Origin of the sequence: Phocaeicola sp. RTP21198st1_B8_RTP21198_201120 (genome assembly GCF_040929485.1) — a bacterium.
GTDB classification, from domain to species: Bacteria; Bacteroidota; Bacteroidia; order Bacteroidales; family Bacteroidaceae; genus Phocaeicola; species Phocaeicola dorei.
The window spans coordinates 1-23,279 of sequence record NZ_JBCOCI010000037.1 but is presented as its reverse complement, the minus strand read 5'-3'; the positions used below and the strand labels follow the sequence as shown (position 1 = coordinate 23,279).

Sequence of the window (23,279 nt, the reverse complement as noted above, 5' to 3'; positions counted from 1 at the left end):
CCCATTAATTTTCCTTATTCGACAAGGAATGATTAACTTTGTCCCCGTTTTGGGCATTGGGCTCAATTTAACACAAGAGGAATAAATTATGAAGAGGAATAAGAAAGAGGATATTTTGTTGAATACTGATAACGATGACATCTCTATGTTAGCTGAAATCCAAACGGATCCGGATGAAGTAACTGCTATGGAATTTAATAAAGAAATACCTGTTATGCCTTTACGCAACATGGTAATGTTTCCATCTGTAGTAATGCCTGTAACCATTGGACGCCCCAGCACATTGAAATTGGTAAATGCTGCATACAAGAAAAAACTTCCCATAGCGGTAGTTTGTCAGATACAGGGAGACATGGATGATCCTGGTTTTAATGATGTGTACCATGTAGGAGTTATTGGGAAGATTCTCCGTGTATTCGAAATGCCAGGTGGAAATACCACAGTAATTATGCAGTCAAACGGGCCCAAAGTACATTTGGACAGTATCACAAAAACATCTCCATATTTGAAAGGAATAGTGACTCCTATTCCAGAGGCAAATGACCAACTGGAAACGGACGAATTCAAAGCATTGATTGACACCTGCAAGGATTTGACGAGCAAGTTCATAGAGGCTTCCGAGAAGATGAGCCCGGATACTGTTTTTGCAATCAAGAACTTGGACAATCCGGAAATTTTGGTAAACTTTATTTGTGCAAACTTCCCTATTCCGGTAGAAGAAAAGATAAAATTGCTAAAAGCTGGCGATTTGCAAAGCCGCCTGTATATGCTGGTCAAGATCTTAAATCGTGAAGTACAATTGGCTGATATCAAACAAAGCATTCAAATGCGTACACGCGAAGATATTGACCGTCAACAACGCGAATATTTCTTGCAGCAACAAATTAAAAACATACAGGATGAACTGGGTGCCGGACAGGAAGATGAGATAGATGAACTCCGCCAAAAAGGAAGAACCAAAAAATGGAGTTCGGAAATGGCAGAACTTTTTGAAAAAGAAGTTTCCAAATTGGAAAGGACAAATTCCCAATCACCAGATTTCAATGTACAACTTACCTATTTGCAAACCCTGTTAGGATTACCTTGGAATGTCTTTACCACTGACAACCTGAATATAAGTAATGCCGAAAAGACATTGAACAAAGACCACTACGGACTAGAGAAAGTAAAGGAGCGTATCCTTGAACATTTAGCAGTGCTGAAACTAAAAGGTGATATGAAATCACCCATCATCTGCCTTTATGGTCCTCCGGGAGTCGGTAAAACTTCTTTAGGGCGTTCCATAGCGGCATCATTGAAACGTAAATATGTACGTATGTCATTGGGTGGTGTGCATGACGAAGCCGAGATCCGTGGCCATCGTAAAACTTATATCGGTGCCATGCCGGGCCGTATCATCAAAAGTTTGATAAAAGCCGAGTCCTCTAATCCGGTTATCATTTTGGACGAAATAGACAAACTGGGCAGTGACCACCGCGGAGATCCCAGTTCCGCTATGCTGGAAGTGCTTGACCCCGAACAGAACAACACTTTCCACGATAACTATTTGGATGTAGATTACGACTTGTCTAAAGTAATGTTCATCGCTACGGCAAACAATTTGAGCACCATCCCTCCTGCTCTGCTGGACCGTATGGAGTTGATAGAAGTCAGCGGATATATCACAGAAGAAAAAGTAGAAATAGCTCGCCGGCATCTTGTCCCCAAAGAACTGGAAGCCAACGGCATTAAAAAAGAATATGTGAAGTTCTCTAAAGCTGCCTTGGAATGTATTGTAGAAAATTATACTCGTGAAAGTGGGGTACGCGAACTTGAGAAGAAGATAAACAAGGTAATGCGTAAAATAGCGTTGGAATTTGCACGTGACGGCTATGAAGTGATGCATGAAATAAAACCTGCCGATGTACGCAAATACCTAGGCACGCCAGAATATAGCCGTGACAAATATCAAGGAAATGAATACGCCGGTGTTGTCACAGGGCTGGCGTGGACAGCTGTCGGAGGTGAGATCTTGTTTGTAGAAACCAGTTTGAGCAAAGGAAAAGGCGGTAAACTGACGTTGACCGGGAACTTGGGTGATGTAATGAAAGAATCGGCTATGCTGGCTTTGGAATATCTTAAGGCACATACCAAACTGCTGAATTTACAGGAGGATATCTTTGACAATTGGAATATCCACATCCATGTACCTGAAGGAGCTATCCCCAAAGATGGTCCGTCAGCCGGTATCACCATGGTGACGTCATTGGCATCCGCCCTCACCCAGCGTAAAGTAAAAGCAAACCTGGCAATGACAGGCGAGATCACATTACGTGGAAAAGTCCTGCCCGTAGGCGGTATCAAGGAAAAGATTCTAGCCGCCAAACGTGCCGGAATCAAAGACATCATTTTATGTGAGGAAAACCGCAAGAACATTGAAGAAATTCAGCCGATGTATCTAGAAGGACTGACATTCCATTATGTCACGGATATTAAAGAAGTATTGGCTTTAGCTCTCACCAATGAAAAAGTAAACGGTGCCATTGATTTTAATATTACCAATCAAAAAACAGAAGAAAAGAAATAAATATGACTTTTGACTTACAATATACAGACCCTAAATCGAATGCCCGTGCCGGATTGATAACGACTGACCACGGGCAAATAGAAACCCCCATCTTTATGCCTGTAGGCACATTGGGAACGGTGAAGGGCGTGCATTTGCATGAGTTGAAAGAGGACATTAAAGCGCAGATAATCCTAGGAAACACTTACCACCTGTATTTGCGACCGGGACTGGATATAATAGAACGTGCCGGAGGTCTGCATAAATTCAATGGTTTTGACCGTCCTATGCTGACTGATAGTGGTGGTTTTCAGGTATTCTCTTTATCAGGTATCCGCAAAATGAGAGAAGAAGGTGTGGAATTTCGCTCACATATAGACGGTTCGAAGCACTTGTTCACTCCTGAACGGGTGATGGACATTGAACGGACTATCGGTGCAGATATCATGATGGCTTTTGACGAATGTACTCCGGGAACCGCAGATTATGAATACGCAAAAAAATCAATGCAGCTTACCCATCGTTGGCTGGACCGTTGCATAAAACATTTCAACGAAACCGTTCCCAAATATGGTTATCAACAGTCATTATTTCCCATAGTGCAAGGCTGTGTTTATCCCGACTTACGCAAACAATCAGCGGAATATATTGCCTCCAAGGGAGCTGACGGAAACGCCATCGGTGGCTTAGCCGTAGGTGAGCCAACCGAGAAAATGTACGAAATGATAGAGGTTGTCAATGAAATCTTACCCAAAGACAAGCCCCGCTATCTGATGGGAGTCGGTACACCGGTAAATATACTGGAGGGTATAGAACGCGGTGTAGATATGTTTGATTGTGTAATGCCGACCCGGAACGGACGCAATGGAATGTTGTTCACTAAAAACGGCATAATGAACATGCGCAACAAGAAATGGGAGGATGATTATTCTCCTATCGAGGCCGAAGGGGCATCGTATGTAGATACCATGTACAGCCGTGCTTACTTGCGCCATCTGTTCCACGCACAAGAACTGCTGGCCATGCAAATCGCTTCTATCCACAACTTGGCATTCTATCTGTGGCTAGCAGGCGAGGCCCGTAAACACATCATTGCAGGAGATTTCTCTACGTGGAAACCAATGATGGTAAAACGCTTATCTACAAGATTATAAATTACTAGAAATGAAGAATTGGTTCAAGACAAACACAGATTCATCCCCAAAGGATAAAAAATGGTGGAAGCCGAATATCAGTTGGCTGAAACTGGATAAATGGGTGAAAAGACTGGACATATATATCATTAAGAAGTTTCTGGGAACCTACTTTTTCGCTATTGCATTGATTATCTCCATTGCAGTAGTGTTTGACGTGAACGAAAATATAGACAGGTTCATCAATAATAAAGCCCCGCTGAAAGCGATTGTATTTGATTATTACATGAACTTCATCCCTTACTTCTCCAATCTGTTCAGCCCCTTGTTTGTCTTTATCGCTGTTATCTTCTTTACTTCCAAGCTGGCAGAAAACTCGGAAATCATTGCCATGTTCTCCACCGGAATGAGTTTTAAACGAATGATGCGGCCCTATATGATTTCGGCTGCAATCATTTCCGTTGTTACTTTCGGACTGGGAGCATACGTCATACCTAAGGGAAATGTAACCCGTTTGGATTTTGAGGACCGTTATAAGAAAAAAAAGAAACAGGAATATGTGCGGAATGTGCAACTGGAAGTAGACAGCGGGGTCATTGCCTACATAGAACGTTATGAAAATTATAATAAAACGGGATACCGCTTCTCCTTAGACAAGTTTGATGACAAGAAACTAGTTGCCCACCTTACTGCCCGAAGTGTCACTTATGATACAGCATCTGTACACAAATGGACAATCAAGAACTATATGATACGTGAGATGGAAGGTATGCGTGAAAAAATCACTCGTGGTGACCGTTTGGATACGATCATTAAAATGGAGCCTCAAGATTTCCTGATTATGAAAGGGCAGCAACAAACCATGACAAGCCCTGAACTGAAAGAATATATAGACAAGCAGAAAAGACGCGGGTTCGCCAACATAAAGGAATTTGAAATTGAATATTACCAACGTATAGCCATGTCCTTTGCCGCTTTTATCTTGACAACCATTGGTGTTTCCTTATCATCCAGAAAAATGAAAGGAGGAATGGGACTGCATTTAGGAGTAGGGTTAGCACTTAGTTTTTCATACATTTTGTTCCAAACAGTGTCAGCAACCTTTGCTGTCAACGGAAACACCCCTCCTATTATAGCGGTATGGATTCCTAATATACTTTACACATTTATTGCTATCTATTTATACAGAAAAGCTCCTAAATAATTATAGGAGCTTTTCTAGTTTTTGACGCCAATCCTCGCCGTTCTCCGGTTGCATCGTAATAAAGCCCAGTTCTTTACCAATAACAATATTGGCCGCACCGTCATCTACAAATATTGTTTCAGCCGGATTCAGTTTACTATCTTTTATCATATAGTTAAAGATGCCAGGATCCGGCTTGGTGGAACCGGCTTCGTAGGAAGTGTAAATCTTATCAACATAAGCGTCCAATGGCTTTCCCGCAGAAGTAAATGCATTACTCCTCGCCCATCCCATCACATAAGGATTGGTGTTGCTCAATATATATACCTTGTACTTCTTACGAAGCTCATTCAAGTAATCCAATTTATATTGCGGCACGTCCGTAACAAATCCTTTCCACCCATTTTCCACATCTTGATAAGTCAATTCTTTCCCACAAATTTTACTCAATTCACAGCGGAAAGTTTCAGCGTCCATGTTCCCATTTTCTACTTCCTGAAAAATCCCCTGCTGATGGTATTTCCCTAATAAACTGTCCGCTTCCCTCACTCCTATCCGCTCAAACGCCTTTACAGCCTGTTCACGGTCAAAGCTAATGATAACCCCGCCGAAATCAAACACAATATTCTTAATCTGTTTCATAACCTTTTTATTTATCCGCCGTAAAGGTAAGCATTTGATTGTGAATGATAAATGATGTAAGTCAATAAAATACCATATAGCAAAAAAAACCGCAGATTCCATTGAGAATCCACGGTAATTATTTTTGTTGTATTTTTCTTCCTTTCGGAAATGTTCTCTCAATTCAAATAAGAAGAGAGTTCGGATACGGTGATATCCTTGGCAACAATAACGCCATTTTCATCTAACAAAAAGTTCTTAAAGCCTCTTTTCAAGCGATAAGTCTGATATAGATCCGATGAAACACCAGCCAATTCCACAAAACAATTAGAAGTTGATATCTGGTCTTTTTTAATGGTTTCGTTAAATATCGACTTGTATTCATCAAATGAAACGGAAACCATTTCTACATTGTCGGCCTGCGCGATGGCATGATTCAAAGTAGCATTCTGCATCCTTGACAGAGCATCATAGCTGGCCCAAAAACTTAGCAGTACATATTTACCTCTTAAATCCTTCAAGTCAATCAACTGCTTTTCGCCACAGATAGTAAATGTAGGAGCCTTGTCTCCTATGGTCAAGCCTTCTGTCGGCGTGTTTTTCCCTACAAAAGAGAATGAAATCAAGGAACTAATAATTAATACAACAAAAATCCACTTTACATTTTTAATCATGTAATTCGATCTTAGTTAATACTATCCGAGACTGCCCTTAAACAGTGATTTCCACCCGGAACATTATCTTTAGTACTGATAATCAATACCATTTAAATTAGAAATCTGCGACAAAGGTAAGGAGTTTTGAAATCAACTCCAAGATTTTTTCTCAAAAAATATGTTATATAGCATAAAATCATCCTTTTCATCGAGAAAAAAGAATGCAGAAAATATAGCTGATAAGGATTTATTTACGTACTTTTGCAATATGTAAATAGCAACCACAAAGTATGAATAATAATACTGAACTTATTTTAATCAGAATTACCGGTCTTGATCGGCCGGGATTAACCGCTTCCATTACGGAGATTTTGTCAAAGTATGATGTTACCATTTTGGATATTGGCCAGGCCGATATTCATAGCACCCTGTCATTAGGCATTTTATTCAAAAGCCAGGAAAAAGATTCAGGTAATATCATGAAAGAGTTGCTATTTAAAGCTTCCGCATTAGGCATCAATATCCGTTTCTATCCCGTTACTGTGGAAGAATATGAGGAATGGGTAAATATGCAAGGCAAGAACCGGTACATCCTGACTTTACTGGGACGCAAGCTGACAGCCAAACAAATCGCAGCAGTCACAGGAATATTAGCGGAACAAGGTTTAAATATTGATGCTATCAAACGTCTTACAGGGCGTATTCCATTGGATGAGCGGAAAGCGAATGTACGGGCTTGTATCGAATTCTCCGTCCGTGGCACCCCCCACCAACGGGAAGAAATGCAACAGGCGTTAATGAAACTGAGCAGTGACCTGGAAATGGACTTTTCTTTCCAACTGGACAATATGTACCGACGTATGCGACGCTTGATTTGTTTCGATATGGATTCCACATTGATACAGACAGAGTGTATAGATGAATTAGCCGAACGCGCCGGTGTGGGTGACCAAGTACGAGAAATCACAGAACGAGCTATGCGTGGAGAAATTGATTTCATAGAAAGCTTCACAGAACGGGTGGCTTTGCTGAAAGGACTGGATGAAAGCGTAATGAAAGAAATCGCAGAAAACCTTCCCATCACCGAAGGTGTGGAACGTCTGATGTTCGTGTTGAAAAGATATGGTTACAAAATAGCCATCCTATCCGGTGGATTCACCTATTTTGGTAATTATCTGAAAGATAAATTCGGCATAGATTACGTATATGCCAATGAACTGGAAATAGTAAATGGCAAATTAACCGGAAGATATCTGGGAGATGTAGTTGACGGAAAACGTAAAGCCGAACTGCTGAAACTGATCGCTCAAGTAGAACGTGTGGACATAGCACAAACTATTGCTGTAGGAGATGGAGCGAATGACTTACCCATGTTGTCCGAAGCCGGCCTGGGTATAGCATTCCATGCAAAACCCAAAGTAGTGGCTAACGCACAACAGTCCATTAATACGATCGGATTGGACGGCGTCCTCTATTTCCTAGGTTTCAAGGACTCTTACCTGGAAGAACGCGGCAAACTCTAAAGAAAGAAGTAACTATATATATGAAATTTTCAGAACTAAATTTAGAAGAAGGGGTGCTTCAGGCATTAGATGCCATGAGATTTGAAGAATGCACTCCTGTACAAGAACATACCATACCGGTCATTCTTGAAGGAAAAGATTTGATCGGAGTGGCACAGACCGGAACCGGCAAGACTGCCGCATACCTTTTGCCCGTTCTTAATCAATTAAGCAAAGGCGGATATCCGGAAGATGCCATCAATTGTGTGATCATGTCACCCACACGCGAATTAGCGCAACAGATAGACCAGCAAATGGAAGGTTTCTCTTATTTTCTACCGGCATCCAGCGTAGCTGTTTACGGAGGAAACGATGGTGTGCGCTTCGAGCAAGAAAAGAAAGGTTTAACTTTGGGGGCCGATGTAGTCATTGCTACTCCGGGACGTCTGATAAGTCATCTCAGCCTAGGTTACGTAGACTTGTCTAAAGTTTCTTTCTTTATTCTTGATGAAGCGGACCGTATGCTGGATATGGGATTCTCGGATGACATTATGCAAATAGTGAAATATCTGCCGAAAGAACGTCAGACCATCATGTTCTCGGCCACTATGCCGGCTAAAATACAACAATTGGCAAAAACGATCTTAAACAATCCGGTAGAAATAAAATTAGCGGTCTCAAAACCTGCGGAAAAGATTATCCAAACGGCTTATATCTGTTATGAACGCCAGAAATTGGGAATTATTCAATCCCTGTTCCAGGATCAAACACCTGAACGGGTCATTATCTTTGCCTCTTCCAAATTGAAAGTAAAGGAGGTGACACAAGCATTCAAGCGGATGAAACTGAACGTAGGTGAAATGCATTCAGACTTGGAGCAGTCCCAGCGGGAACAGATTATGCGTGAATTCAAAAGTGGCAGAATCAATATCCTGATTGCTACCGATATTGTTTCGCGAGGAATAGACATTGACGATATTCGTTTGGTAATCAACTACGATGTACCACATGACAGCGAGGATTATGTACACCGCATCGGCCGTACAGCTCGTGCCAACCATGATGGTTGCGCCATTACTTTTGTCAGTGAGAAAGAGCAGACCCAATTCAAAGCTATTGAAAATTTCTTGGGTAGGAATATCTATAAAATCCCGGTTCCCGAGGAATTGGGAGAAGCGCCCGAATACAACCCGCGAAGTGGCGCCGGTCGTAGCAATCACAAAGGTGGCAGTTCCAGAAAACAAGGCAATTATAAGGGGAAAAAGAACGGTACGCCCGGTGCCAATAATAGAAGAAACACCCCAAAAGAATAGACGGAAGAGATGATATCTAAAAATCATTGGAGGAAGACGGACTTGTTTTCCTCCAATTTTATTTTATGAAGAAAGTCACTTCATGGCTCTCTGCAAAATAGATGCGGGGCAATCACAAACATCCATTATATGTATTGCTTGTAGGATATATAATCTTTCACCTGTAACATTACTAACCTTACAACCCACACATTAGTAACGTATGAGGTGACACGTTACTAACCTTCCGGTATGCACGTTACTAACCTTTCAAACGTCTTGTTCCTTTCAGAAAAGAACAAGGTCTTTAAAAAAAAGAACAAGACGTTTTCATTGAAAGAACAAGAGCTTTTTAAAATTTGACCTGTTGTTTTTTCCATAACGGCATCTACATGCCGAAACACCTTATTTTTCCTTCAGATCTTTCAGCTATTCCGCAAACGCCCTGCCCATCGGCATTCCGACTGAAGGATATGCATTGTGAAATGTTTCAGCCGAAAAATATCCTTCAGGAAAACCGATTCCCCAAGAATCGGAAGAACCACCAATCCGCCTGAAGGATTCCAATCTCCAGCTGAAGAATTCCCGAGCCCAATCCTTCAGCCGGAATACCGACAGGCAGGGCATTTGCGAGCAGACTGAAGCTTTTGAAGGATTTTTCGGGGTATTCTCTATAGAGCATGATAGCGACCAAATAGTAATCGCTAAACGAAAAAATGACATAGCCACGACTACCTTACCAACTCGAATGCAAGTCCTCCATCCTTGCCAGCAGTGATATTGACCATATAACAAGATGCGCCGTCAGGTACGCATACCGTGGCCTGATAATGATACCCTTTAGAATCGACGCCCATAAAATCCATATCCGACAATATAGCCCATTGCAAGAAATCATCCGGAACCACCCCCTTGAACATCTGCTTGGTGATATCTTTGGCATAAAGACTCTTCCTGCCTTCATACACGCAAATGTGTATGATATTGTCATAATATACATTATCCACCCCAAGTCCTTCCTCCGAAACTCCCGGACGCATTACTTTAATCTTTGACGGGTTAATGTACACATATCCGCGATAACGGACATTATCGTATGTCACCACCGAATCTTTCTTAATAACTTCGTTATAAACAGGGATTTCCCGAGTATGGATAAATGCCAGAGAATCATTCTCTGTATCAGACTTATGCAGACGTATCACATCTCCCACAGCCGAATGAAACCAAAAAATATGCTCCCCCTGCTTCTCAATCTTATAACCATTAGTCCGTGCACCATACGTAATCAACGAATCGCCTATAATTTTAAAAGCAACGGGAGCTGTAGCGGCATCTGCATAAAACAGGGTGTCGCCTTTCACCCTCAGTAATGCCGTTTCCGTATTATCGTCCAACCATATACCTTCCAACAAAGATTTTGCCTCCTTGTTCTCTTCCAGGGCGGATGCTTTTTGTTGCGGAGTTCCACAAGAAGACAGCGCAACAGCCAACATTATTATCGAAAAACGTTTGTACATGGTTATTCTCTCTATTTTATTTATCGACCGATGCAATGATAAACAAACCCCATTTCCTGTAGTTCGTCACCATCATAAATATTTCGTCCGTCAAGCACTACAGGCTGTTTCATCGCCTTCTTGATTACTCCCCAGGTAGGAAGACGGAACTCTTTCCACTCGGTTACCAGAATCAACGCATCCGCATCAAGAGCCGCATCATACATATCGTGCGCATAATAAACCGACTCTCCTATCCGGCGGCGGGACTCATCCATAGCAGCAGGATCGTATGCGCGGACATTGCAACCCGACTGTTTCAATTTCTCAATAAGTACCAAAGCCGGAGCCTCACGCATATCGTCCGTACCGGGCTTGAATGCAAGTCCCCACAAAGCCACTGTTTTGCCTTTCAAATCTCCATTGAATACCTTTACCAGTTTCTCGAACAAAATGCCTTTCTGATTCTCGTTCACATCTTCCACCGCTTTCAACACCTGCATGGAATAACCATTCTGCTCGGCAGTCTTAATCAACGCCTTCACATCTTTCGGGAAACAAGAGCCACCATAACCGCATCCCGGATACAAGAACTTACGCCCGATACGACTGTCGGAACCTATTCCGTCACGTACCATATTTACATCAGCTCCCACCAGTTCGCACAAGTTGGCAATATCGTTCATAAAGCTGATACGGGTGGCCAACATGGAGTTTGCCGCATATTTAGTCATCTCGGCAGAAGGAATATCCATGAAAATAACGCGGAAGTTAACCAGCATGAAAGGTTTATAGAGCTTGGTCATCAGTTTTTTAGCCCTTTCCGACTCTACGCCCACTACTACACGGTCCGGACTCATAAAGTCGTCGATAGCATTACCTTCTTTCAAAAATTCCGGATTAGAAGCCACATCAAAATCTATCGACTCCCCTCTTTTCTCCAATTCCTCTCGGATGACCGCTTTTACTTTTCGTGCCGTACCCACAGGCACCGTACTCTTGGTCACGACCAAGGTATATTTCTTCATATTAGCACCAATCGTCTTGGCAACTTCAAGCACATAACGCAAATCAGCACTTCCGTCTTCATCAGGAGGAGTGCCCACTGCACTGAACACAATATCCACATTGTCCAGACAACTCTCTAAAGAAGTGGTGAAATGAAGACGTCCAGCCTTTACATTACGCAAGACCATATCTTCCAATCCCGGTTCATAAATAGGAATAATACCCTGTTGCAGATTAGCAATCTTATCCGCATTTACATCTACACAAGTTACGTCTACGCCAGTTTCGGCAAAACATGTTCCGGTAACAAGTCCTACATACCCGGTCCCTACAATCGCTATATTCATTTTATTTAATTCGTTAGTCTAACTTTTTCGCTGCAAAATTACAATAAATTATGAGTGAGTTGTTATTTTCTTCCATAAAAGTTGCGCTGAAACGGAATAAAAATGCTAATTTTGCGATATGATTGAATTGGCTAGACATATAGAAATTCTGTTACTGGAAAATGACTGTGTGATTATTCCAGACTTTGGCGGTTTTATAGCGCACTATCAACCGGCACGGTATATCAAGGAGGAAAATCTTTATCTTCCCCCTGTACGTACTATTGGTTTCAATCCCCAATTGACTATAAACGATGGTTTATTAGCTCAATCGTATATGCAAGCTCATCACACCGATTTTCCTGATGCCACACGCATGATAGAAGAAGAAGTAGCCGGATTGAAAGAACAACTATACCAAAACGGATGTGCAGAAATGCATGGTATAGGGGTCTTACATTATAATATTCATAGCACATACGAGTTTCATCCCAATGAGGACGGTGCATTATCACCTACCTTATACGGACTTAGTTCGTTTTCTATCACCAGATTAGAATATCTTACTTCAACAACGTCTGCAACAACCAGAGAATTACTTCCCCAACAAGAAAAAAGAAAGAGAACAGTACGTTTCAAACGTCAGTGGATAGGAAATGCAGTAGCTGTGGCAATAGCTGTAGTCTTATTTTTCTTCTTGTCTGTTCCGGTAGAGAACACATATGTGGACAAAGGTAATTATGCTTCTTTAGGTACGGATGGTCTGTTTGACGCCATTCGTTCCCAATCTTTGGCAACGACCTTGATAACCGTTCCTTCCAGACCGCAGCAACCCAAGAAGACGAATATCAAAAATAATCAAAACACGTTGAAACCTGTAACTGTAAAAGTAGAAAAGGTAGGAAAAGCACAAGAAGCAGTACCCAAGAATGCTGTTGCAGCAAATTTGAACAGTACAGAACAGCCAGTTGCCAAGCCTGTCGCTGTAAGTAAACCTGCCCTTGAGAAGAAAGAAACAGCAACACCTTCGAGCAGTAAAAAAAATAATTATTATATCATCGTATCCAGTTTACCGACAGCCAATGACGCGCAGCAAGTACTTAATGAGTACAAGCAAAAAGGATATAAGGATGTAACAATCATAGAAGGTAACGGACGTTATCGCCTGTCTTTGTGCAACTTTGCAGATAAAGCCGCTGCTTATAAGAAATTAAATGAACTGAAACAAAATGATGCATTCAAGAATGCATGGATATTGAGTTCTAAATAAACAAGATTATTTTTTATGAAAAGAGTTTTGTGTCCCAAATGTGACAACTATATAACTTTTGATGAAACCAAATATACAGAAGGCCAGTCGTTGGTCTTTGTATGTGACCATTGTAAAAAACAATTCAGCATCCGTATCGGAAAGTCCAAACTGAAAGCAACCCGTAAAGAAGAAATATTGGACGAACAAGCCAATAAAGAGGATTTTGGAAGTATCGTAGTAGTAGAAAATGTATTCGGATACAAACAAGTATTACCCCTGATGGAAGGTGACAACCTGATAGGACGCAGAAGCAAAGGCACTGAAGTGGATATTCCCATCGAAACATCAGATCCGAGCATGGACAGACGGCATTGTATCATTAATGTGAAACGCAACAAACAAGGGGAAATCATTTATACCCTGCGTGATAATGACAGCATTACAGGAACATTTCTGATGAACGAGATTTTGGGGAACAAGGACCGGATACGAATCGAGGAAGGCGCTATCATCACATTAGGTGCGACTACGCTGATTCTGCGTGCCACCGAGAAGTAGAACAATGAAACGTATTATCTTAATCACAGGAGGCCAACGTTCGGGAAAAAGTTCATACGCGGAGAAATTGGCATTAAGCTTATCACCCACTCCCGTTTATATAGCTACTTCCCGTATTTGGGATGAAGAATTCCGCCAACGCGTTATCAAACATCAAGAAAGACGCGGATCGGAATGGACGAATATAGAAGAAGAAAAAGAACTAAGCCGCCATCAAGTAAAGGATAATGTAGTATTGATTGATTGTGTCACCTTATGGTGTACCAACTTTTTCTTTGATTTGGATGCGGATGTAGAGGCTGCATTACAGGCAGTCAAACAGGAGTTTGATAATTTTATCCGGCAAGATGCCACTTTTATTTTCGTAACCAATGAAATAGGTTCCGGAGCAGTATCCGAAAACGCCATTCAACGCCGCTTTACAGATTTACAGGGCTGGATGAATCAATATATAGCTTCAAAAGCAGACCAAGTATATTTGATGGTATCGGGAATTCCTGTTCCTATAAAATAATAAATACAATGAAAAACTTTCATATTGAGTATCCCGATGAAAGCTTTCGGGAGGCATTGATAGACAAAATCAACAATTTGACAAAGCCCAAAGGTTCATTGGGTGTTCTGGAAGATCTTGCATTGCAAATCGGATTAATCCAACAAACCCTCTCCCCTACATTAAGCCATCCGCACAACGTACTTTTTGCAGCCGATCATGGTATAGTAGAAGAAGGGGTAAGCAAGTCTCCCAAAGAAATCACTTGGCAACAACTAAGTAATTTTTTGCATGGAGGTGCCGGAGTTAATTTTTTATGCCGCCAACATGGTTTTAAGCTTGTATTAGTAGACTCAGGGGTCGATTACGATCTTCCTTACGAGAAAGGCATTATCAACTGTAGCGTAGGACGTGGCACGCACAGTTTTCTAAAAGGCCCCGCTATGAGTATGGAAGAAATGGAATTATGCCTGGAACGTGGAGCAAAGATAACGGATATGATTCATGCAGACGGTTGCAATGTGGTCAGCTTTGGCGAAATGGGTATTGGTAATACCTCCCCTTCTTCTATCTGGATGCATTTGCTGACAGGAATCTCATTAGAGCAATGTGTGGGTGCAGGAAGCGGACTGGATTCAGAAGGCATCCGTCATAAATATAATGTATTGAAACAATCGGTTAACCATTATACCGGTAACGGTTCCGTAAAAGATATCATCGCTTGGTTCGGAGGATATGAAATGGTTATGGCAATAGGCGGCATGCTCCGGGCAGCAGAATTAAGAATGATTATTCTAGTGGACGGCTTCATCATGACCAATTGCATTCTAGCCGCCTCAAAACTTCATCCGGAAGTTCTCTCGTATGCCATATTCGGACATCAGGGAGATGAAATCGGTCATAAACTAGTATTGGATGCCATGAAAGTGCGCCCTTTATTAAATTTAGGTCTCCGCTTGGGAGAAGGAACAGGAGCGATATGCGCTTATCCTATCATCGTTTCCTCTGTAAACATGATAAATGAGATGGACAATTTCGCCCATGCCGCCATCACTAAATATTTTTAACCATGAAACTGCTTGCCTCCCTCATTTTTTTCACACGCCTTCCGTTTTGGAAAATAGCTAATGTACCACCTGTTTACTTTAAACGAGTAGTGGATTACTGGCCCTTTGTAGGATGGCTGACAGGAGGTATCATGGCAGGCACTCTATGGATCACTGCAGAATTTCTACCTGTACAGATAGCTGTGCTCATGGCGCTGGCCGCCCGGTTACTAGCAACGGGTGCTTTACACGAAGATGGATTGGCAGACTTCTGCGACGGCTTCGGGGGCGGTACATCACGTGACAAGATTCTGTCTATCATGAAGGATTCACATATCGGCACATACGGAGTGCTCGGATTATTATTCTATTATGGATTGATGTGGAATATACTCACCACACTTTCTGTACCCTTGGCATGTGCGGCCATACTAAGCGGAGATGCCTGGAGCAAGTTTTGTGCCGCACAAATCATCAACACGCTTCCATACGCCCGTAAAGAAGAAGAATCGAAAGCGAAGGTCATATATGACCGTATGAGTCCAGGTATTTTATTATCCGCTTTTATGGCCGGAACCCTGCCTATGCTTTTATTACTGGATAAAGGATACTGGTGGGCAGCCATCGCTCCTGCTATGATGTTCATCCTTTTAATGTCACTCATGCGCAGACGCCTGCAAGGATATACCGGTGATTGTTGCGGAGCGACTTTCCTATTATGTGAGTTTTCTTTTTATCTAACTATAAACTTAATCTATACAAACCTATGGTAATATACTTAATGCGTCATACTGCTGTTGATGTTCCGCAAGGTGTTTGTTACGGACAGACGGATGTACCCTTAAAGCCGACTTTTGAAACGGAGGCAACTCAAACGGCAGCCAATTTACAAGGTCTATCTTTTGATAAAGTTTATACCAGTCCGTTAACCCGTTGTGTACGCCTGGCTACCTTTTGCGGCTACCCGGATGCAGAACGGGACGACCGCTTGAAAGAACTAAACTTCGGAGATTGGGAAATGCATCGGTTCGATGAAATTGCCGACGCTAACTTGGAAAGATGGTATGCAGATTATCTGCATGTAAAAGCGACCAATGGAGAATCTTTTGAAGATCAATACCGGCGTGTTGCCGGTTTTCTAGACGAGCTTCGCCAAAAACCGTATGAACAAGTCGCGATCTTTGCTCATGGCGGCATTTTACTGAACGCACAAATTTATGCAGGTATCATTAAACCCGAAGAGGCATTTAGCGCACTCACTCCTTATGGAGGAATTGTCAAGATAAAATTATCGTGATGCAAGAACATATCGCTTATTTATTTGTTCTATTTATAAAGACAAATAAATATGCTTACTCATTTCCTAGATTTATTAGCTGTTGTTATAAGTGTGACAAGCCTTTTGATTGTCACATACGGAGCGTTGATAGGTATTATTTCTTTTTTGAAGAATGAAATACGACGCTTTACCGGAGGGTATTCCATTACCAATATACGAAAACTAAGAGCCACATTCGGAACTTATCTGCTTCTTGGCTTAGAATTCCTAATAGCTTCGGATATTTTGAAAACAGTATTGGAACCAACCTTGAATGAATTAGCCCTATTGGGAGGTATTGTTGTTTTAAGAACCATCCTGTCCGTGTTCCTCAATAAAGAAATAAAAGAATTGGAAAGTGAAGAAAAATAAAAAAGAGCGGCAAACGGGACTCGAACCCGCGACCCTCAGCTTGGGAAGCTGATGCTCTACCAACTGAGCTACTGCCGCATCTCTAAAACAGGAACAAAAGTAATATATATTTTTCAGCTGACCAAATATAAGCAAACAATATTTACTATAATCATCAAAATTTCTGCTCTTCTGTTTATATCGACAGCTTTATGCATATCCTGTGTATGGATAAGCCGATCCTTATCTCCAATAAAAGGTTTATAGACTATCTCTCCAAAATAAACATGAGGACCTCCAAAACGGCAATTCAAGATACCTGCTAAAGCAGACTCCGGATAACCTGAATTAGGACTTGCATGCCGGTTACCATATTTACCTACAAATCTCAGCAAACCGGGACGCCCCACAGACAAAACCATTAAAAGTGCGGTTAAACGAGCCGGAATATAGTTCGCCATATCATCAATATATGCAGCGGCACAACCAAATTGCAAATAACGTTCGTTCTTATAGCCTACCATAGAATCAAGCGTATTAACCATTTTATAGGCAAGCATACCGGGAACTCCCAAAAGCAAATACCAAAACAGCGGAGCAATAACTCCGTCACTCAAATTTTCGGCCAACGTTTCCAAAGCAGCTATACGCACTTCCTGATCGGTCAGTTCTGAGGTATCACGCCCTACAATACGGGAAACCTGCTTTCTCCCCTCCTCTAAAGAACGGTCCGCAGCTAGAAAAACCTGTTTTACTTCTCTAATAAGTGTAGTCCCTGCTAAACAATAGAAAACAAGCACAGCGGAGAGGGCGATCCCCAACCAGCGATTCAACAAAAACAGATAATGCAATGCCAAAGCAGATCCTACATATACTAGCAAAATAAGCATAATAGCCGCCCCCCCTCCTTTCAACATCCGATGTGCCCCACAGTTCCATCGTTCCTCACAAAAAGAGATCAGCTTCCCGAATCCTACCACCGGATGCGGCAATCCTACCGGATCCCCAAGCAATTTATCTAATATCCATCCTATCAACAACGGAAGAATTAATACATATATGTCCATTTCTTTATACTTTCTACCAGTTTGTCATTTTCTTCCGGAGTTTGTGTAGCAATACGGAAGAAGTGTTCATTCAGCCCTTCAAAATTGGATGCGTCACGAATAAGGATACCCTGCTCTGTTGCCAGATATTCTTTCAAAGCCGCTGCCTTTCCCATACGCAATTGAACTAACATATAGTGAGTATCCGATGGCCAGATCTCCATTCCTCCTATTGAAAGTAAAGATTGAGCTAATCTCTCTTTTTCCTTCAACAACAAAGAGATATCTATATCATATTGAGAAGAAGACAATAAATAATGCCCGGCCTCTATAGCCAACTGATTAACAGACCAAGGCATCCGCTGTGTCCGAATTTCATGTAGCAGTTCTTTACATGCAGTGATATATCCTAAACGCAAGCCGGGCACGGCAAAACGTTTTGTCATGGAATGCAACAGGATAACATTCGGAAATTCCGCAGCCTCCCTGGCTGTAAGCAAAGCCTTCTGTGTAAAGAATTCATACGACTGGTCCATGACAAAAATACGCTGCGGATTTTGTTTTATACAGGCTGTCAAGACTTCCTTCTCCCTGACCTCTCCAGTGGGATTATTAGGATTACATAACCATATCAACCTCCCCCTATCCGGCAAACGGTTCAAGTTATATATAGGAACCACTTTATGACCATGCAGACGACAAGCATCCGCATATTCGCTGAAAGTCGGCATCAAGATAGCCGAAATCTGATTCCTGAATGTCTGAGCTATTAAATAAATGGCTTCCGTAGCCCCATTGGTCACACAAACCTCTTCAGACGAAAGATGAAACCGTTTCGCCAAAACCTTTTCCAATGAATAAGGTTCCGGCTCGGGGTACGTACGGATACTTTCCATCTGCTGAAACAAATGTTGATGTAATCCGCTATGGTCTACATGATTATATACGTTTGAACTGAAATTTATCTTTATTGCTTTATACTTATAAGCATCATCACCATGTCCTTCAATCATTCCCACTCATTATTTGGTACAACAAAGGCAGATTGAGATGACTGCGTACATGCTCTGCCAATTTATCATATTGTTCTTCTTTATAAGTCCGGTAATCCAACACCATATGACACTCCAGTTTTTCTGCGTATGGTTCCAGTAAATAATCTATAAATGCCTGATTATCCAATATTCCATGAATATAACTTCCCATACATTTTTGGTTTACAAAACAACCGTCCTCTCCACCGTCTTCCAGTTTATTCAAAGGAACTACAGACACCCCCGGAACCGGGCGGGTTTCTCCCATGTGTATTTCATATCCTTGGCAAGTTTCCGCATTCTCAAGAAAATGAAAATTCACCTGCCGTGTCACCTTCTCCCCTTGCATCGTAGTAATGACGGGAAGCAGTCCCAGTCCCGGCAATTGGCGGATCTCTCCCTCCACTCCTTCCGGATCGTGAATCTCAAGTCCCATCAATTGATATCCCCCACAAATTCCCATTACAGTAACCCCTTCCCTATGCGCACGCAGGACAGCTTGCGCCACCCCGTTCCGTCTCAACTCATACAAGTCATCCAAAGTGCTTTTGCTGCCAGGAAGCAGAATAATATCAGCTTTGGCCAGATCTTCCGTATTATTAGTATAATAAAGGTGCACTCGTTCATCCCGTTCCAATCTGTTGAAATCTGTAAAGTTTGAGAGATGACGCAACAGAACAACTGCTATGTTTATTTTGCCTTCCACTGCTTGCATCCGTTTATAGTCCAAGACTACGGAATCCTCTTCCTCAATATGTATATTTCTATAATAAGGTATTACTCCCAAGACAGGAATACCACATAAATCTTCCATCATCTTCACACCAGGCTCAAACAAACGGATATCCCCTCTGAATTTATTAATGATTATTCCTTTTATACGTTTCTTGTCCTCAGTAGTTTGTAACATGACCGAACCATAGACACTGGCAAATACTCCTCCCCGGTCAATATCAGCTACCAAAATCACATCCGCATCCGCATAACAGGCCATCGGCATATTCACCAAATCAGTATCCCGCAGATTTATTTCGGAAATGCTCCCTGCTCCCTCCATTACAATAGGGTTATAACGTGCGGCAAGACGGTCAAAGGCTGCGTTTACCTCTTGCCTCAGTTCTTCACGCCCCTCCTTGCGAAAATACTCAAAAGCGTTACGATTACCGATGGGACGACCGTTTAACACCACTTGCGAAGTATGATCGGAGCTGGGTTTCAATAACAGAGGATTCATGTCCGTGTGACAAGGAACTCCGGCAGCTTCAGCCTGTACAGCCTGTGCACGGCCTATTTCCAATCCTTCCGGAGTGGCATACGAATTCAATGCCATATTTTGTGCCTTGAAAGGTGCCGGTTGATAACCATCCTGTTTAAAAATGCGGCATAATGCGGCGGCAATAACACTTTTACCAACGTCACTACCTGTTCCCGCCAACATAATGGGGTGTAATTTCTTTTTCATCACTCTTTCTTTTTTCTTTTATAGGCAAAGGACTGCCACTTTTCTTCCGTCCAGTTCTGCTGTTGCATCTCATAACGGGCCATAACAAAAAATAAATCGGACAGCCGGTTGATAAACCGAAGTATGATTTCCGGTAACGGATCGTGTTTATGCAAAGTCCATAATCTCCGTTCTGCCCGACGTGCCACAGTCCTTGCAAATTGCAACTGTGCCGATACAGGTGTTCCTCCGGGAAGAATAAAATAACCATTATCCTCCATTTGTTCCATCAACTTGTCCATTGCCTCCTCACAAAAAGAGCATAAATTATCAGGCAAAATATTGGGATTCCCATCACGAAGAGCCGATGGTGTGGCCACATGGCTCATCACTACCATTATATTTTTCTGAATCGTAAAAAGCAAGGATTGCCATTCGTGCTCCTGCGGCAAAAGTGAACGTATTATTCCTATAACAGCATTCAATTCATCGATACATCCATTAGCCTCGATACGGATATCATCCTTAGGTATCCGTTCTCCACCATGAATCCCTGTCATGCCCTTATCCCCAGTACGTGTATAAATGCGCCTCATACTTCCCATAATTTTAATATATCCGTTTCTCCCCAATATAAATGGGTATACCCGGCTATCACATTTTTATATCTATAAAGCGGGGTACTCACTTCCATTCCTCTTGCCGTAAATTGTTTTGCTACAGAAGGCATAGCATCAGGAGCAACGACATTGGAATAATGAAATTCGTGCCCGCGAAGCTCCATCCCTTTATATTCTATACGGCGATATCCTAGATGAAGTCTGGCACCCACCATGGTACAATCCAAAGGCAAAATACCCGTCATGGCATATGCAGTCCCTCCTTGGCGGACTGTCAGGGAACGGGTGAGAAACATCATACCTCCACACTCGGCCAAAATCTTCCCCCCCTCCTCTGCATAGGTTCTTAATGCTTCCATTAACTTTTTGCGCCGATGCAGTTGACGGGCAAACAATTCCGGATATCCTCCGGGTAAATAAACCAAATCAGCATCCGGCAAATCACTACCATATACAGGACTGAAATAAGTAATGCTTCCTAGCGCAGACAAGCGGTCTATGTTTTCTCTATAGATAAAGTTGAAAGCCGGATCCCGCGCTATGGCTATCTTCATCTTTTTAGCAGAAGGAGCAAAACTTTCCACCCCTATCTCAGAACTATAAGGCAATGTATACCGACACGGGAAATTACGATGACAAATACTCAGCAGCTTATCCAAATCCACATATTTCTCAACCAATTCCGCAGCCTGTTCTATTAAGGTGTTCATGGAACGTTTGGCTGTCAATGTCAAACCCAAATGCCGGGATGGAATTTTCAACCCTTCTGTCATAGGCAGATACCCCAAACACTCTACTCCTGCATCAACACAAGCCTCACGTAAATAAGCGAAATGAGAAGGAGATGATACTTGATTGAAAACAATACCTGCAATCTTCACAGCCGGATTAAAATGCTTGAAACCATAAATTAACGGAGCCACAGAATAAGCTGTAGAACGCGCACTTACTATAAGCACTACAGGGATATTCAACAATCTGGCTATTTCAGCACTACTTCCCTGCATTCTTTGATAACCGTCGAACAATCCCATCACTCCTTCGGTTACACATACATCGGCTCCATCTCCATATTTATTATACAGATGTTGTACATGGGTATTTGATGCCATCCAAATATCCAAATTCACCGACTCATGGTCAGCAGCCAGCGTATGAAATTGTGTATCAATATAATCAGGACCACATTTAAAAGGCTGTACTCGCAGGCCTCGTTTGTGCAATGCCCGCAGCAACCCCATCGTAAAAGTCGTTTTTCCGCTTCCCGATGTAGCGGCCCCTATGAGTAATTGTGGCTTCATTCTTTAGTATTTCTTTTAAAAACGGATACAAAGATAGTGCAAATTGCAAATTATCGAAATTAGAATAACAGATTAATTCATAATTCCGACATATCAAGTAAATATCCTTAGAAAGCAATTAAAGTTTTATGGTTTATCAATTAAATAAGCTACCTTTGCAGTCATTTTGCCGGGATGACAGCTATAAAACGAAGCATCCTATCCCATAAAACCTACTCTAATATTTTGAAAGACAACTTTTTGAATTATAAAATTGATACTATAAATAATTAAACTAGATAATGAATTATGGAACTTTTTAGAAATCTCTTTGAAGGGTACCCTAATTTATGGGGCGGCGGAGTAGCACATTCCGTACTTATTCTTTCACTGGTCATTGCTTTCGGTATCATGTTAGGAAAAATAAAAGTGGCAGGTATCTCATTGGGAGTAACCTGGATACTTTTTGTAGGAATTGTATTCGGTCATTTCAATCTGAACCTGGACGAACATCTGTTGCATTTCTTAAAAGAGTTCGGTCTGATATTATTTGTCTACTCAGTCGGACTACAAGTGGGTCCCGGTTTCTTCTCAGCATTCAAAAAAGGAGGATTCACACTAAACCTGCTTGCCATGATGGTTGTATTTTTAGGTGTGACCATCACCATTATACTCCATTTCATAACAGGTGTCCCCATTACCACAATGGTAGGAATTCTTTCGGGTGCTGTAACAAATACCCCGGGACTAGGTGCCGCACAGCAAGCAAACAGTGATCTGAATGGTATAGACGCTCCCGAAATAGCACTGGGATATGCCGTAGCCTATCCACTGGGTGTAGTAGGATGTATTCTCTCCCTGCTGGCATTGAAATATATCCTGCGCATCAACACAAAAACCGAAGAAGCCGATGCGGAACGGGGATTGGGACATCTACAAGAACTGACCGTACGCCCTATCTCACTAGAAATACGCAATGAAGCCGTAGAAGGTAAAACAATAAAACCTTAATTCCGCAACACTATTATAAATTAAACTTTTTAAGTACCTGAGCAACAAAAAGTTGCTCAGGATT

General features: G+C 41.9%; 22 protein-coding genes, 1 tRNA gene and 1 pseudogene. 13 read left to right on the top strand and 11 right to left on the bottom strand.

The genetic code is table 11. The features are described 5' to 3' along the window. Nucleotides 1-88: 88 nt before the first annotated feature. The 3 genes from lon to AB5935_RS14005 are packed head-to-tail and all read left to right on the top strand — an operon-like array spanning nucleotide 89 to nucleotide 4,882. A complete protein-coding gene (gene lon / locus AB5935_RS14015) occupies nucleotides 89-2,566 on the top strand; it encodes an endopeptidase La (RefSeq protein ID WP_007835637.1) in 2,478 nt (825 codons plus the stop codon). Nucleotides 2,567-2,568: 2 nt separating this feature from the next. After that, nucleotides 2,569-3,699 (top strand): tRNA guanosine(34) transglycosylase Tgt, encoded by a 1,131-nt coding sequence (tgt, locus tag AB5935_RS14010; RefSeq protein WP_038609618.1) that lies wholly within the window; start codon nucleotides 2,569-2,571, stop codon nucleotides 3,697-3,699. A gap of 10 nt (nucleotides 3,700-3,709) precedes the next feature. Beyond that, entirely contained in the window at nucleotides 3,710-4,882 is a 1,173-nt protein-coding gene (locus tag AB5935_RS14005; protein WP_005842283.1) for an LptF/LptG family permease, read from the top strand. On the opposite strand, the gene AB5935_RS14000 is transcribed toward AB5935_RS14005, so the two are convergent. Then, a complete protein-coding gene (locus AB5935_RS14000; protein WP_007848929.1) occupies nucleotides 4,883-5,503 on the bottom strand; it encodes an HAD family hydrolase in 621 nt (206 codons plus the stop codon). A 158-nt stretch (nucleotides 5,504-5,661) separates the two neighbouring features. Beyond that, complete coding sequence (locus AB5935_RS13995) at nucleotides 5,662-6,156, bottom strand: TlpA family protein disulfide reductase (RefSeq protein ID WP_007835640.1); 495 nt, start codon at nucleotides 6,154-6,156, stop codon at nucleotides 5,662-5,664. A 272-nt stretch (nucleotides 6,157-6,428) separates the two neighbouring features. Between AB5935_RS13995 and serB the strand changes: the two genes are divergently transcribed. Both serB and AB5935_RS13985 read left to right on the top strand, forming a co-directional pair. Further along, nucleotides 6,429-7,661, top strand: coding sequence for a phosphoserine phosphatase SerB (gene serB / locus AB5935_RS13990; protein ID WP_007835642.1), 1,233 nt, complete (start codon nucleotides 6,429-6,431; stop codon nucleotides 7,659-7,661). Between the two features lie 20 nt (nucleotides 7,662-7,681). Beyond that, nucleotides 7,682-8,953, top strand: coding sequence for a DEAD/DEAH box helicase (locus tag AB5935_RS13985; protein ID WP_007842843.1), 1,272 nt, complete (start codon nucleotides 7,682-7,684; stop codon nucleotides 8,951-8,953). A gap of 408 nt (nucleotides 8,954-9,361) precedes the next feature. On the opposite strand, the gene AB5935_RS13980 is transcribed toward AB5935_RS13985, so the two are convergent. The 3 genes from AB5935_RS13980 to AB5935_RS13970 are packed head-to-tail and all read right to left on the bottom strand — an operon-like array spanning nucleotide 9,362 to nucleotide 11,786. After that, nucleotides 9,362-9,655, bottom strand: a complete 294-nt coding sequence (locus tag AB5935_RS13980; protein WP_164496732.1) for a hypothetical protein — start codon at nucleotides 9,653-9,655, stop codon at nucleotides 9,362-9,364. Between the two features lie 8 nt (nucleotides 9,656-9,663). Further along, entirely contained in the window at nucleotides 9,664-10,452 is a 789-nt protein-coding gene (locus AB5935_RS13975) for a DUF4738 domain-containing protein (protein WP_038609615.1), read from the bottom strand. Between the two features lie 20 nt (nucleotides 10,453-10,472). Further along, complete coding sequence (locus tag AB5935_RS13970) at nucleotides 10,473-11,786, bottom strand: UDP-glucose dehydrogenase family protein (protein ID WP_007835657.1); 1,314 nt, start codon at nucleotides 11,784-11,786, stop codon at nucleotides 10,473-10,475. Between the two features lie 118 nt (nucleotides 11,787-11,904). On the opposite strand from AB5935_RS13970, the gene AB5935_RS13965 reads away from it, so the two are divergent. The 7 genes from AB5935_RS13965 to AB5935_RS13935 are packed head-to-tail and all read left to right on the top strand — an operon-like array spanning nucleotide 11,905 to nucleotide 16,804. Beyond that, the gene (locus AB5935_RS13965) at nucleotides 11,905-13,035 is read left to right on the top strand and encodes an SPOR domain-containing protein (protein WP_007835663.1); all 1,131 of its coding nucleotides are present in this window, start codon (nucleotides 11,905-11,907) and stop codon (nucleotides 13,033-13,035) included. A 15-nt stretch (nucleotides 13,036-13,050) separates the two neighbouring features. Continuing rightward, nucleotides 13,051-13,575 (top strand): FHA domain-containing protein, encoded by a 525-nt coding sequence (locus AB5935_RS13960; protein ID WP_007835665.1) that lies wholly within the window; start codon nucleotides 13,051-13,053, stop codon nucleotides 13,573-13,575. A 4-nt stretch (nucleotides 13,576-13,579) separates the two neighbouring features. Then, entirely contained in the window at nucleotides 13,580-14,089 is a 510-nt protein-coding gene (cobU, locus tag AB5935_RS13955) for a bifunctional adenosylcobinamide kinase/adenosylcobinamide-phosphate guanylyltransferase (protein WP_007835671.1), read from the top strand. Between the two features lie 8 nt (nucleotides 14,090-14,097). After that, the gene (gene cobT / locus AB5935_RS13950; protein WP_038609612.1) at nucleotides 14,098-15,135 is read left to right on the top strand and encodes a nicotinate-nucleotide--dimethylbenzimidazole phosphoribosyltransferase; all 1,038 of its coding nucleotides are present in this window, start codon (nucleotides 14,098-14,100) and stop codon (nucleotides 15,133-15,135) included. A gap of 2 nt (nucleotides 15,136-15,137) precedes the next feature. Further along, a complete protein-coding gene (locus AB5935_RS13945; protein ID WP_007835678.1) occupies nucleotides 15,138-15,887 on the top strand; it encodes an adenosylcobinamide-GDP ribazoletransferase in 750 nt (249 codons plus the stop codon). Next, a complete protein-coding gene (gene cobC / locus AB5935_RS13940; RefSeq protein ID WP_007835680.1) occupies nucleotides 15,881-16,411 on the top strand; it encodes an alpha-ribazole phosphatase in 531 nt (176 codons plus the stop codon). Before AB5935_RS13945 ends, cobC begins: the two co-directional genes overlap by 7 nt. Before the next feature lie 51 nt (nucleotides 16,412-16,462). Further along, nucleotides 16,463-16,804: a DUF1622 domain-containing protein gene (locus AB5935_RS13935; protein WP_007835682.1), complete on the top strand. Its 342-nt coding sequence runs from the start codon at nucleotides 16,463-16,465 to the stop codon at nucleotides 16,802-16,804. Nucleotides 16,805-16,809: 5 nt separating this feature from the next. On the opposite strand, the gene AB5935_RS13930 is transcribed toward AB5935_RS13935, so the two are convergent. From AB5935_RS13930 to AB5935_RS13905, 6 genes are all read right to left on the bottom strand, one after another. Next, a tRNA-Gly gene (locus AB5935_RS13930) sits at nucleotides 16,810-16,882 on the bottom strand. A 35-nt stretch (nucleotides 16,883-16,917) separates the two neighbouring features. Beyond that, the gene (gene cbiB / locus AB5935_RS13925; RefSeq protein ID WP_038609609.1) at nucleotides 16,918-17,850 is read right to left on the bottom strand and encodes an adenosylcobinamide-phosphate synthase CbiB; all 933 of its coding nucleotides are present in this window, start codon (nucleotides 17,848-17,850) and stop codon (nucleotides 16,918-16,920) included. Beyond that, nucleotides 17,832-18,842, bottom strand: a complete 1,011-nt coding sequence (locus AB5935_RS13920; protein ID WP_007835685.1) for a threonine-phosphate decarboxylase — start codon at nucleotides 18,840-18,842, stop codon at nucleotides 17,832-17,834. Before AB5935_RS13920 ends, cbiB begins: the two co-directional genes overlap by 19 nt. Further along, a complete protein-coding gene (locus AB5935_RS13915) occupies nucleotides 18,835-20,325 on the bottom strand; it encodes a cobyric acid synthase (RefSeq protein WP_038609606.1) in 1,491 nt (496 codons plus the stop codon). The genes AB5935_RS13920 and AB5935_RS13915 overlap by 8 nt, the downstream gene beginning before the upstream one ends. Continuing rightward, a complete protein-coding gene (locus AB5935_RS13910; RefSeq protein ID WP_007835687.1) occupies nucleotides 20,325-20,900 on the bottom strand; it encodes a cob(I)yrinic acid a,c-diamide adenosyltransferase in 576 nt (191 codons plus the stop codon). The genes AB5935_RS13915 and AB5935_RS13910 overlap by 1 nt, the downstream gene beginning before the upstream one ends. Then, nucleotides 20,897-22,225, bottom strand: a complete 1,329-nt coding sequence (locus AB5935_RS13905) for a cobyrinate a,c-diamide synthase (protein ID WP_007835688.1) — start codon at nucleotides 22,223-22,225, stop codon at nucleotides 20,897-20,899. Before AB5935_RS13905 ends, AB5935_RS13910 begins: the two co-directional genes overlap by 4 nt. Nucleotides 22,226-22,513: 288 nt before the next feature. On the opposite strand from AB5935_RS13905, the pseudogene AB5935_RS13900 reads away from it, so the two are divergent. After that, a pseudogene (locus AB5935_RS13900) lies at nucleotides 22,514-23,209 on the top strand (transporter); the annotation flags it as partial. Nucleotides 23,210-23,279 lie beyond the last annotated feature (70 nt).